General features: G+C 74.2%; 10 protein-coding genes and 2 pseudogenes. 5 read left to right on the top strand and 7 right to left on the bottom strand.

Annotated elements, in window-relative coordinates:
* The first annotated feature begins 93 nt into the window (after positions 1–93).
* The gene (locus BZZ08_RS33320) at positions 94–753 is read left to right on the top strand and encodes an MmyB family transcriptional regulator (protein WP_104635929.1); all 660 of its coding nucleotides are present in this window, start codon (positions 94–96) and stop codon (positions 751–753) included.
* A gap of 7 nt (positions 754–760) precedes the next feature.
* Here BZZ08_RS33320 and BZZ08_RS33315 read toward each other — a convergent pair whose 3' ends face one another.
* The 7 genes from BZZ08_RS33315 to BZZ08_RS33285 form a co-directional block, all read right to left on the bottom strand.
* Positions 761–1,594 (bottom strand): ABC transporter ATP-binding protein, encoded by an 834-nt coding sequence (locus BZZ08_RS33315; protein WP_104635928.1) that lies wholly within the window; start codon positions 1,592–1,594, stop codon positions 761–763.
* A 43-nt stretch (positions 1,595–1,637) separates the two neighbouring features.
* Positions 1,638–2,417, bottom strand: a complete 780-nt coding sequence (locus tag BZZ08_RS33310; protein WP_104635927.1) for an ABC transporter permease — start codon at positions 2,415–2,417, stop codon at positions 1,638–1,640.
* Entirely contained in the window at positions 2,414–3,187 is a 774-nt protein-coding gene (locus tag BZZ08_RS33305) for an ABC transporter permease (RefSeq protein ID WP_104635926.1), read from the bottom strand. The genes BZZ08_RS33310 and BZZ08_RS33305 overlap by 4 nt, the downstream gene beginning before the upstream one ends.
* Positions 3,184–4,155 carry an ABC transporter substrate-binding protein gene (locus BZZ08_RS33300; RefSeq protein ID WP_104635925.1) on the bottom strand — a complete coding sequence of 324 codons (972 nt, stop codon included), beginning with the start codon at positions 4,153–4,155 and terminating at the stop codon, positions 3,184–3,186. The genes BZZ08_RS33305 and BZZ08_RS33300 overlap by 4 nt, the downstream gene beginning before the upstream one ends.
* 144 nt (positions 4,156–4,299) lie before the next feature.
* Positions 4,300–5,241, bottom strand: a complete 942-nt coding sequence (locus tag BZZ08_RS33295) for a PDR/VanB family oxidoreductase (protein ID WP_104635924.1) — start codon at positions 5,239–5,241, stop codon at positions 4,300–4,302.
* Positions 5,238–5,408 (bottom strand): hypothetical protein, encoded by a 171-nt coding sequence (locus BZZ08_RS33290; protein ID WP_104635923.1) that lies wholly within the window; start codon positions 5,406–5,408, stop codon positions 5,238–5,240. The genes BZZ08_RS33295 and BZZ08_RS33290 overlap by 4 nt, the downstream gene beginning before the upstream one ends.
* Positions 5,405–6,478, bottom strand: coding sequence for an aromatic ring-hydroxylating dioxygenase subunit alpha (locus BZZ08_RS33285; RefSeq protein ID WP_104635922.1), 1,074 nt, complete (start codon positions 6,476–6,478; stop codon positions 5,405–5,407). Before BZZ08_RS33285 ends, BZZ08_RS33290 begins: the two co-directional genes overlap by 4 nt.
* A 250-nt stretch (positions 6,479–6,728) precedes the next feature.
* On the opposite strand from BZZ08_RS33285, the pseudogene lanKC reads away from it, so the two are divergent.
* The 4 genes and pseudogenes from lanKC to BZZ08_RS33265 all read left to right on the top strand — a co-directional run.
* Positions 6,729–9,227 (top strand): annotated as a pseudogene (gene lanKC, locus BZZ08_RS33280) (class III lanthionine synthetase LanKC); the annotation flags it as partial.
* A gap of 31 nt (positions 9,228–9,258) precedes the next feature.
* Complete coding sequence (gene ramS / locus BZZ08_RS33275; protein WP_003972313.1) at positions 9,259–9,387, top strand: mycelium formation morphogenetic lantipeptide SapB; 129 nt, start codon at positions 9,259–9,261, stop codon at positions 9,385–9,387.
* Positions 9,388–9,502: 115 nt separating this feature from the next.
* The gene (locus BZZ08_RS33270; protein ID WP_241965631.1) at positions 9,503–11,293 is read left to right on the top strand and encodes an ABC transporter transmembrane domain-containing protein; all 1,791 of its coding nucleotides are present in this window, start codon (positions 9,503–9,505) and stop codon (positions 11,291–11,293) included.
* Positions 11,290–12,037: pseudogene (locus BZZ08_RS33265) on the top strand (ABC transporter ATP-binding protein); the annotation flags it as partial. The gene BZZ08_RS33270 and the pseudogene BZZ08_RS33265, both read left to right, overlap by 4 nt.

Here is a 12,037-nt window from a genome sequence, read left to right as displayed (position 1 = left end):
CGAAATGCCACGATAGTTGACACACCGCGCGTCGGGGCGCCAGGATGCGGGACGCCGCGAGAAGGCCGCATAGGCAAGAGGGGTGACCTCCCGATGGCATTTCAGGCAGGAGGGCAGCGGTCGGCGCCGCGGCCCGCCCCCGCGACGCCCGAGGCCCAGGCCTATCTCCAGGACTACACCACGCTTTTGGAGGCCGTCCCCTTCCCGTCCCTGGTCGTCGACCACCGCTGGGACGTGGTGCTGGCCAACGGCGCCTTCCGGACACTCTTCCAGGGCGCGGGACCGCATCCGACGGCCATGCCGGACGACAACTTCCTCCGGTTCGTCCTCTTCCACCCCGACGCCGCCACGGTCCTCGGCGAGCACGAGTCGAGCTGGTGCCTGCCCATGCTGGCGCACTTCGCCGCCACGCTGGAGCGCCACGGCCACGACCCCGGCCTGCAGGCCGTCCGCCGGGACATCGCCCAGGACCCGCTCATGGAGGCCGCCTACCGCCAGGGCCTGCCGCACTGGATCCGTGCCGTCGGCGACCGGGCCGTCGAACACGACGGCGCCGTACGGCCGCTGCACCACCCCGATCCGCGCCGGGGCGCCACCGAGTGCCGGGTCGTGGTCGAGACGTCCGGAGCGCTCCAGGAGCTGGGCTACACCCGGCTGACGCTGGTCCTGCGGGAGCCGCGCCGCGCCGCGCACCGGTCGCCGCGCGCCCGTCGCGCCCCCGCCCACCTGAGGGTCGTCCCCGCCGCCGAGTGACCGGCGGTCAGTGCGGGGGCGGGGCGTCCGCCCCCCGCGGCTCCCCGAGCGACTTCTCGAGCGGTGCGTGTGCCGTCCCGCGCTTCGCCGCCTGGACCTGCTCGTACACGTGGGTGCGCAACTCCGCGAAGCGCGGGGCCACCCGGGTGTGCAACTGGTCCCGCCCGTCCGGCAGGTCGACGCGAAGCTCCTCCCGCACGACGGTGGGGGAGGCGGACAGCACGATCACCCGCTGCCCCAGGTAGACGGCCTCGTCGATGTCATGGGTGACGAACAGCACCGTGATGCCCCGCTCCCGCCACAACGCCCGTACCAGGTCCTCCAGCTCGGCGCGGGTCTGCGCGTCCACCGCCGCGAACGGCTCGTCCATCAGCAGCACCTCGGGCTCGTACGCCAGCGCCCGCGCGATGGCCACCCGCTGCTGCATGCCGCCGGACAACTGCCACGGGTAGGCCCCGGCGGCGTCCGCGAGCCCGACCGAGGCGAGGGCGTCGGCGACCAGCTCCCCGCGCCGCGCCCGGCTCAGATCCTTCCGCTTCAGGGGCAGTTCGACGTTCTGGCCGACCCGCATCCACGGGAACAGACTGCGTCCGTACTCCTGGAAGACGAACGCCATCCCGGGCGGCGGACCGGCCACCCGGCGGCCGGCCAGGAGCACCTCGCCCGCCGTCGGCTCCAGCAGTCCGCTCACGCACTTCAGCAGCGTCGTCTTGCCGCAGCCCGACGGGCCGACCAGGCACACCAGTTCACCGGCCGCCACGGTGAAGGTCAGATCGCGCACCGCCTCGACGCGCCGCCCCGAACCCTCGTACACCTTCTTCAGGCCGCGTACGTCGAGCATGGACCGCCCTTTCACGAGTCGTCACGAGTCACGAGGCGCGGTCTCACCGGGACCGCCGGGCGGCGGCGCGCAGGCCGTGGTACCAGCCGAGCGCCCGCCGCTCGACCAGCTGGAAGAGGACCGACAGCACGAAGCCGAGCAGTCCGAGCAGCAGGATGCCGGTCCACATGTCGGGGATCGCGAAGGAACGCTGGAACTGCACGATGGTGAAGCCCAGCCCGTTGCTGGCCGCGAACATCTCGCTGATCACCATCAGGATGATGCCGATCGACAGCGCCTGGCGCAGCCCCGCGAAGATCTGCGGGCTCGCCGAGCGCAGCACCACGTGCCGCAGCCGTGCCGCTCCCGTGATGCCGTAGGAGCGGGCCGTCTCGGCCGCCACCGCGTCCACCGCCCGCACCCCCTCGACCGTGTTGAGCAGCACCGGCCAGACACACCCGGCGGCGATGACGACGATCTTCATCGTGTCGCCGATGCCCGCGAACAGCATGATGACCGGCACCAGCACCGGCGGCGGCACCGCGCGCAGGAACTCCAGCACCGGCTCGCACACCGCCCGCACCCGCCGGTAGGAGCCGATCAGCGTGCCGAGCCCGACGCCGGCGACGGCCGCCAGCGCGTAACCGGCGGCGAGCCGGAGCACACTGGGCAGCACGTCACCGCGCCACCGCTCGCCGGTCCACACGTCCGGGAAGGTCTCCACGATCGTCCGCAGCGGCGGCCAGTACACGTCCTCGCTGCCGGCCGAGGCCACCCACCAGACGGCCACGAGGACCACCGGCAGCGCGCACACCAGTACCAGCCGCAGCAGCAGGCGCCTCACACCGCCACCTCCCCGCGCACGGACTGGTGCCAGGCCAGCGCCCGCCGCTCCACCGACCGCGCGCCGACGTTGATCAGCAGGCCCAGCAGACCGGTGACGACGATCAGCGCGTACATCTCGGGCACGGCCTGCGAGGTCTGCGCCACGGCGATCCGGGCGCCCAGGCCCGGCGCGCCGACGACGAGTTCGGCGGTGACGGCGAGGATCAGCGCCACGGCCGCCGCCAGCCGCACCCCCGTCATGACGTACGGCAGCGCGGTCGGCCACAGCACGTACCGGATCCGCGCCCAGGCGCCCAGGCCGTACGAGCGCGCCGTCTCCTCGGCGACCGGGTCGACGTCCCGGACGCCGTACAGGACCTGGATCAGCACCTGCCAGAAGGCGGCGTAGACCACCAGGAGCAGTACCGACCGCAGCTCGGTGCCGTACAGCAGCACCGCCAGCGGGATCAGCGCGACCGACGGGATGGGGCGCAGGAACTCGATCGTGGACGCCGTCGCCTCGCGCAGGTACGGGACCACGGACAGCAGCACGCCCACGACGATCCCCGCGCCGACCGCGACGGCCAGGCCCAGCGCCCAGCCGGTGAGGGTGTCGCCGAGCGCGGTCCAGAAGGCGCCGTCCGCGGCCTCCGTGGCGAGCGCGTCGGCGATGCGGCTGGTGGGCGGGAAGTAGTCCTCCTCGACCAGGCCGAGCCGCGGCACCGCCTCACCCAGGGCGAGGAAGGCCGCGAGCCCGGCCGCGCCCAGTGCGGCGTTCGCGCCCCTCACGGCAGCAGCTTGTCCAGGTCCGGCGTCTGCTTGAACAGCCCGTCCGCCGCGCCGAGCTTCGCCAGCTCCTCGACGGCGGCGCGGTTGGGCTCGGCCGGCCACTTCGGCAGGGTCACCTTCGCCAGCACGTCCGCCGGGATCTTCGTGTAGGTGGTGACGATCTCGCGGACCTCGTCGGGGTGCGCGTCGGCGTACGCGAGGGACTGCGCGGTGGCGTCCTGGAACTTCTTCACCACCTCGGGGTGTTCCCCCGCGTACTGGGTGGAGGTGAAGTACATGGCGACCGTCAGCTCCGGCGCCACGTCGATCATGGGGGAGGCGATCTCCCGGCCGCCCTGGCTCTTGATCGTGGCCAGCGCCGGTTCCACCACCATCGCCGCGTCGATCCGCCCGGCGTCGAGCGCGGCCGGCATCTGGTCGAAGGCCAGCTCCACCAGCTCCACCTCGTCGGGGTCGCCGCCCGCCTTGCGCACCGAGGCCCGCACCGCGGTCTCGTTGATGTTCTTCAGCGTGTTGATGGCGACCTTCTTGCCCTCCAGCTCCTTGGGCGACCGGAGCGGGCTGTCCCCCTTGACGGTGAGCGCCTCGAAGTCCTCGCCCACCTCACCGGTCGAGGCGATGCCGTTGGCCACCGCCTTCACCGGCACGTCGTTCGACTGGGCGATCATCAGGGACGTCATGTTGCTGAAGCCGAACTGGAACTGGCCGCTGACCACGCCCGGCACGATCGCCGCGCCGCCCTGCGCGCTGGAGAAGGACAGCCTCAGTCCCTGTTTCTCGAAGAACCCCTTCTTCTGACCGAGGTACAGGGGGGCGACGTCGACGATGGGGATGAGGCCCACCTTCACCTCGGTGGTGCCCCCCGAGGAGCCGGACCCGTCCGACCCCCCGGAGTCGTCGGACGAGCCGCACGCCGTCGCGGCGGCCAGGACGGACACGGCCGTGAGGCCGACGAACAGACGACGCATGACTCCCCCTGGAGGAACGTGCTCAGTGGAACGTGCTCAGTGGGAACGTGCTCAGCGGGAACGTAGGGCCGGGGCGCGGCCCTGGTCAATGCCCGTGCCGAGATGGGCCGTTGAGGTTTCAACCGAGCGTGCGTCCGCGCGGAGTCACAGGTCCAGCACGAGCCGCCGGCCGCGGCACCGCGACACACAGATGAGCATCGTCTCCCCGGCGGCCCGCTCCTCCTCGGTGAGCACCGAGTCCCGGTGGTCCGGTTCGCCCTCGACGACCTCCGTCTCACAGGTCCCGCAGGTGCCCTCCGTGCAGGAGTAGAGCACCTCGACGCCCGCTCCGCGGACCGCGTCCAGGACCGAGACGCCGGGCGGGACGGCGACCGTACGGCCGCTGCGCGCGAGGACGACCTCGAACTCCGCCTCCGCCGGGGCCGGAGCGTCGGCCTCCTTGGGGCGGAACCGCTCCACGCGCAGGCTCCCGGCCGGGCAGCGCGCCTCGACGGCGTCCAGCAGCGGGCCCGGTCCGCAGCAGTAGACGAGGGTGCCCGGGGGCACGTCGTCGAGCACGGACGCGAGGTCGGGCAGCCCCGACTCGTCCTCCGGCACGAGCGTCACCCGGTCGCCGTACCGCGCCAGCTCCTGCGTGAACGCCATCCCGGCCCGGGTCCGCCCGCCGTACAGCAGGGTCCACTCGGCGCCCGCCTCCTCGGCGGCGGCCAGCATCGGCAGGACCGGGGTGATGCCGATGCCGCCGGCGACGAAACGGTAGCGGGGCGCGCGCTCCAGCCGGAAGTTGTTGCGCGGGCCGCGCACCCGGACCCTGTCCCCGGCCCGCAACTCCCCGTGGACGTAGGCCGAGCCGCCCCGCCCGTCCTTCTCGCGCAGTACCGCGATCCGCCACTCCGCCCGGTCGGCCGGGTCGCCGCACAGCGAGTACTGACGCTCCAGGCCGGGACGGAGGGCGACGTCGACGTGGGCGCCGGGTTCCCAGGCCGGGAGCGGTTCGTCCAGCGGACGGCGCAGGGTGAGGACGAGCACGCCGTCGGCCGCGGACTCCCGGCGGGCGACGACGAGTTCGGCTTCGTACCGGGTCATGAACCGCCCCCGGGCAGCTCGTGTCCTCGCGGGTGGGCGAGCATCCAGTCCCACATCGTGACGGGGTCCTCGGCGGTGTGCTCGGCGCCGCAGTGGCAGGTGCCGCGCAGCACGTCGGTGCCGGGCAGCCAGTCGACGCGGTAGACCTCGCCGGTACGCCCGCTCACCGGGCCACCCGCGGCTCGGTCCCGGCGCCCTCCTCGACCAGCCGGGCCAGGATGCGGCGGGCGGCCAGGCCCCCGGTGTCGATGTTGATGCTCAGCTCCTGGTAGCCGGTGCGCTCACCGCCGAGGGTGCGCTGGAGCAGGTTCAGCGCGTCGACGTCCTGCATCACGACCGTGCGGTTGTTCTTGTACAGGAACTCGGTGACCTCGGCGTCGTCCGTCGCCCAGTCCCGGGAGACCGCCCAGAAGTCGTACACCTTTCCGTCGCCGGACGGCGTGATGGCGTACGTGATCTCGGTGTGGAAACCGTCCGGATCGCCGCCGTCGGGCGCGGGCACCACACCGGTCGGGGCGACCCGGCTGTGCAGCACGTACAGACAGGGCGCGTGGTACTCGATGTCCTGCCGGCGGTCGATGCGCCCGCTGATGCCCGTCGACCTGGCGTAGAACGGCGGGCACTCGGCGTCGTCCATGTGCCGGCTCACCCGGACGATCCCGGCGCCCTCGTCGACCTCGGTGGTGATCGGCGTCTCGGCCACCTCGGGGGTGCCGATGTAACCGCCGTGCAGATACGTCTCGTGGGACAGGTCGAGGAGGTTGTCGACCAGCAGCCCGTAGTCGGCGTCGATCGGCTCCATGCCCCGGACCGTGACCCAGCCCGGCGCGTCCAGGTGCCGGGCCCGCGGCACCGCCTCCGGGTCGGCCAGCGCCGGGTCGCCGATCCACACCCACACCAGGGAGTCCCGCTCGGCCACCGGGTAGGAGGCGACCCGGGCGGTGCGCGGGACCCGTTTCTGGCCCGGCACGTACACACAGGTGCCGGTCGTGTCGTACGTGAACCCGTGGTACCCGCACACGATCCGGTCGCCGTCCAGCCGCGTCGGCGCCTCGGACAGCGGATAGCGGCGGTGCACGCACCGGTCGTGCAGGACGACCGGGCTCCCGTCCTCCTCGGCGCGGTAGAGCACGAGCGGTTCACCGAGCACCGTGCGGCCCAGCAACTCGCGCCCCACCTCGTGACGGTAGGCGGCGACGTACCACTGGTTCCTGGCGAAGGCGGTCATGTGCGGCATGCGCGGCTCCCGTCGTCGTTGACGTCGTGTGGTCACACCATCGCCACGCCGCCCGGCCCCGGCAACAGGACTTCCGCCCGGCGGAATTCCCCCGCTCCCGCGTCCGCGTCCCGCGTCCGCGTCCCGCGTCCGCGTCCCGCGAAGTTACCTGTGCGTTCCGCACGTCGGAGTCATGACAGCGGCAACTGTGCGGCGCCCTGCGCCCCGTGACAGCGTCGTCCCCGTCAGCGACCGGTGGGAGGGAGAAGGCGTGAACAAGGGCTACGCCGTGTACTGCGACGCGGACCCGTACTTCTACGACGCCCCGCACCGCACGGCACCCCGGACCGGGACCTCGCGCTCCCGGTACGCCGCGGCGTCCTCGCCCGTACCCGAGGGATGGCAGCGCCACGAGAGCGGGGACTGGCTCGCGCTGCGCCCGGTCGACGCCGACCTTCCCGCACAGGGGTGGAAGATCCATGTCTCCGCCTGCCTCGACAACGCCGAGACCGTGCTCGACCGCGTCTGGCGTTACTGCGTCGCCGGCGGCACGGCCTTCAAGTTCGTGCCCAGCCGCTATCTGCTGCACCAGCGCAACGCCAAGTACGCGGACCGGGCCGGCAGCGGCAAGTTCATCACCGTGTACCCGGCGGACGAGGCGGACTTCGAACGACTCACGGGGGAACTGTCCGAGCTGCTGGCCGGCGAGCTGGGACCGCACATCCTGAGCGACCTGCGCATCGGCGACGGCCCCGTGCACGTCCGCTACGGCGGCTTCACCCGCCGCGACTGCTACGACGCGGACGGACAGCTGAGACCCGCCGTGACCGGCCGCGACGGTGTGCTCGTGCCCGACCTGCGCGGCCCGGTCTTCCGCGTCCCGGACTGGGTCGACCCGCCCGCCTTCCTGCGCCCGCACCTCGACGCCCGCGCCGCGGTGACGATGACCGGCCTGCCCTGCACCGTCGAGTCGGCGCTGCACTTCTCCAACGGCGGGGGCGTCTACCTCGCCCGCGACACCCGCACCGGCGAGCGGGTCGTCCTCAAGGAGGCCCGTCCGCACGCCGGGCTGGCGGCCGACGGCGCCGACGCCGTGACCCGGCTGCACCGCGAACGCCGGGCGCTGGAACGGCTGTCGGGCCTCGACTGCACGCCCGAGGTGCTGGACCACCTGACGGTCGGGGAGCACCACTTCCTCGTCCTGGAGTACCTCGACGGCAAGCCGCTCAACACGTTCTTCGCCCGCCGCCACCCGCTCATCGAGGCGGACCCGGGGGAGCGGAGACTGGCCGAGTACACCGCCTGGGCCCTCGACGTCCACGCGCGGGTGGAACGCGCCGTCGCGCAGGTCCACGCACGGGGCGTGGTCTTCAACGACCTGCACCTGTTCAACATCATGATCCGGGACGACGGCAGCGTCGCCCTGCTGGACTTCGAGGCCGCCCACGACGTCGACGGACCCGGGCGCCAGATTGTGGCCAACCCGGGGTTCGTGGCACCTTCCGACCGGCGCGGTGTGGCGGTGGACCGGTACGCCCTGGCGTGTCTGCGGCTCGCGCTGTTCCTCCCGCTCACCAGCCTGCTGGCCGTCGACCGGCGCAAGGCGGCGCACCTCGCGGACGTGGTGGCCGAGCAGTTCCCGGTGGACCGGGCCTTCCTGGACGAGGCCGTCGACGAGATCACGCGCGGCGACGGGGACCCGGAGCCCCGACGGTCCGCGGGCCCGCCGGCAGGGCGGCCCGCGGGGCCCGTGGCACCGGTCCGGCCGGACGACTGGCCGCGCAGCCGGGACTCCATGGCCGCGGCGATCCGCGCCTGCGCGACGCCGTCGCGCACGGACCGCCTCTTCCCCGGCGACATCGCGCAGTTCGCCACGACGGACTCGCCGGAATCGCCTGGACCCTGGACCGTCTCGGCCACCGCGACCGCGCCCTCGACCTCACCGAACTCCTCCTCGACCAGCCCCTCGACCACCTGGGCCCGGACCTGCACGGCGGCAGCGCGGGCCTCGGCCTGGCCCTGGACTCGCTGGCCGCCACCACCGGTCAGGACGCGCTCCACTCGGCGGCGCTGCGCTGCGCCGAGCTGACCGCCGACGGCGCGCCCGCCGACCGCGTACCGGCCGACCGCGTGAGCCGCGGCCGGGCCCGCGCCGGGCTGCTGTACGGCGGCGCCGGCCGGGCGCTGCTCTTCCTGCGTCTCTTCGAACGCACCCGGGACTCCGCCCTCCTCGACCTCGCCCGCGACGCGCTGCGCCAGGACCTCGCCCGCTGTGTCCGCGGCGCGGGCGGCGCGCTGCAGGTCGACGAGGGCTGGCGCACCATGCCCTACCTGGGCGCCGGCAGCGTGGGCATCGGCATGGTGCTGGACGACTACCTGGCGCACCGCGCGGACGAGGAGTTCGCGCGGGCCAGGAACGAGATCGTGGCCGCGGCCCAGGCGATGTTCTACGCCCAGCCGGGCCTGTACCGGGGCGTGGCCGGAATGGTCCTGTACCTGGGCCGCACCTCGGCCACGGCCCCCGGCGCGGGCCCGGAGGCCGTACGGCGCCAACTCGACGCCCTGTCCTGGCACGCCATGTCCTACCGGGACCGGCTCGCCTTCCCCGGCGAGCAGATGATGCGCCTGTCCATGGACCTCTCCACCGGAACGGCCGGCTGCCTGCTGGCCGTCGCCTCCGTCCTCGGCGACAAGCCCGCCGAACTGCCGTTCCTGCCGCCGCGCCCGAGCGCGGCCCCCTGACCCGGCCCCACCAGGGGTCGTGAGAAGAGCACACCCGTTGCCGTACGAAGGGAAGAGTCATGAACCTGTTCGACCTGCAGTCGATGGAGACCCCGAAGGAAGAGGCCATGGGGGACGTCGAGACCGGTAGCCGCGCGAGCCTCCTGCTCTGCGGCGACAGCAGCCTGAGCATCACCACCTGTAACTGACGCGGGAGTTCACGGCCGCGGCGACACGGTGAGCCGTGTCGCCGGGCTCGGCGCCCCGGGTTCCGTCCCGGGGCGCCGACGCCTTCCCTCCCGGGACCTACGGAGGATTTCGCTGGTGCGAACGAGCAGGCCCGCGGCGCGGCAGGCGCCGGGGAGGCGGAACGGGACCGACGGCGCGGCGCCCGGGCGCACGCTGGAAGCGCTGGTGCTGCTGTGCTCGGTCGCGGCGGCCGCGGCGGCGGTGGCCCAGCCCCTGGTCCTCGGCCGCACACTGGATCTGCTGCTGCGCGACGGCGACGCGGGCCGGTGGCTCCCGCTGAGCGCCGGGCTGCTCCTGGGTGAACTGCTGCTGGACAGCGCGACCTCCCTGTTCACCGGCCGCTGCAACGCCACCTGGACGGCGTCCGTCCGCACCCGTGCCCTGCGTGGACTGCTGCGCGCCGCACCCGAGAACGCGCGACCGCATCCACCGGGCGACGTCGGGACCCGCCTGACCCTCAACGCCGCGGACGCGGGCGGCGCCCCGGCGGCCCGGGCGGCACTGGCGGCCTCACTGATCACCCCGCTGGGCGCCCTCGTGGCGCTGGCCCTCGTCGACGTGTGGGTGGCGCTGTGCGTGCTGACCGGCCTGCCCGCCCTGGCCCTGCTGCTGCGTTCCTTCGCCCGCGACACGGGCGCCACGGTCGCCGCCTACCAGCGCACGCAGTCCCTGATCGCCTCCCGGCTGCTCGAAGCCCTGGAGGGCGCGGACACGATCGGCGCCGCCGGAACCGGCGACCGGGAGCGCGCCCGCATCCTGGCGCCGCTGGCCGGACTGGCCGCCCAGGGGCGGCACATGTGGGCCCTGCACGGACGGGCGCTCGGCAGGAGCGGCGTCCTGGTCCCGCTCCTCACGCTGGTCGCCACCGCCGTCGGCGGGCTGCGTCTGGCGGCGGGCGAACTGAGCGTGGGGGACCTGCTCGCCGTCGGCCGGTACGCGCAGCTCACCGCCGGTGTCGGCGCGGCGGCGTCGCTGCTCGGGGCGATCGTACGGGCCCGCGAGGCACGGCGCAGGACCCAGGAGCTGGAAGAGATGCCCGCGCTGGCGTACGGCACCCGGCGGCTGCCTCCGGACGGCCCGGGAGAGCTGCGACTGCTCGGGGTGCGCGTACTGCGCGGCGGCAGGGAGGTGCTGCGCGTCGACCGCGTGCGGGTGCCGGGCGGCAGCACGGTCGCGGTGGTCGGCCGCAGCGGCGCGGGCAAGTCCGTCCTGGCGGCGGTGGCGGGACGGCTGATCGACCCGGACGAGGGACACGTACTGCTGGACGGCGTCCGGCTCGACCGCCTGACGCGCGAGGCGCTGCGTACCGAGGTGGCCCACGCCTTCGAACGCCCCGTACTGGGGGAGGGCACGGTCGCGCAGGCGATCGCCACCGGGTCCCGGCGGCCGTCGCGTGAGCAGGTACGGCGGGCGGCCCGCGCGGCGGGTGCCGACGGCTTCGTACGCCGGTTGCCGCACGGCTACGACACTCCGCTGCCCAAGGCGCCCCTGTCGGGCGGGGAACACCAGCGGCTCGGACTGGCGCGGGCCTTCGCGCACGCCGGGCGGCTGCTGGTGATGGACGACGCCACGTCCAGTCTGGACACCGCCACGGAGCACGAGGTGAACCTGGCGCTGTGCCGCTCGGTGCGGCCGGGGACCAGGCTCGTGGTCGCGCACCGGCCGTCGGTCGCGGACCGGGCCGACCTGGTGCTCTGGCTGGAGGAGGGAAAGGTGCGCGCCGTCGGGACCCACCGCGACCTGTGGCACACGGCGGAGTACCGGGCGGTCTTCGGCGTCGGTGCCGGTGCCGATGGCGGTTCCGGCACCGGCGGCAGGGGTACGGGGGCCGTACGCGGCGCCGAGCCCGAAGAGGTGCGCCCGTGACGCCCGCCGGGTACCGCCCCGCGCAGGCACCGGACGGCGCCCCGGTCCGCGATGCCGGGGCCGGGGCCGGGGCGCTGCGCCGCCTCGCGCCCCCGGCGCGTCGCTTCCTCGCCCACCGCAAAGGCGTGCTGGTACGGCTGGCGCTCTGGTCGCTGGCCGAGTCCGGGCAGGCCTTCCTGGTGGGGTACGCAGTCGCCCGCTCCGTCGACGAGGGGTTCCTCGCCGGTGACCCGGGCCGCGGGCTGCTGTGGCTCGGGGCGGCCCTGGTCGGCGTACTGTCCGGCGCCCCGGTCGTCCGGGGCGTGTTCGCCCAGCTCGCCGGGGTGACCGAGCCGCTGCGCGACGGTCTGGTGCGGCGCGCGGTCGACCGGTCCATGGCGCGAGCGGCGCGGGGCGGGCCCGGCGGGACGGACCGGGCGGCGGTCTCGCGGCTGACGAACCAGGCCGAGATCGCCCGGGACAGCTTCGCCGGCCTCGTCCTCACCCTGCGGTCCTTCGTCTTCACGGCCGCCGGCGCGCTGCTCGGCCTGCTGTCCCTGCACCCGGCCCTCCTCGTGGTGGTCCTGCCCCCGCTGACGGCCGGTCTCGCCCTGTTCCTGGTCACGCTGCGGCCCATGGCGGCCGCCCAGCGCCGCGCCCTGGCGGCCGACGAGGCGCTGGGCGACCACGCGGCGCACTCCCGGGCGGCCCTGCGGGACCTCACCGCCTGCGGGACCGGGCCGGGAGCGGAGCGGCGGGGCGCGG

The organism is Streptomyces sp. MH60 (assembly GCF_002939385.1).
Classification (GTDB): Bacteria; Actinomycetota; Actinomycetes; order Streptomycetales; family Streptomycetaceae; genus Streptomyces.
The sequence above is the reverse complement of the archived record's forward strand: the minus strand, read 5'-3'. Positions and strand labels throughout refer to the sequence as shown.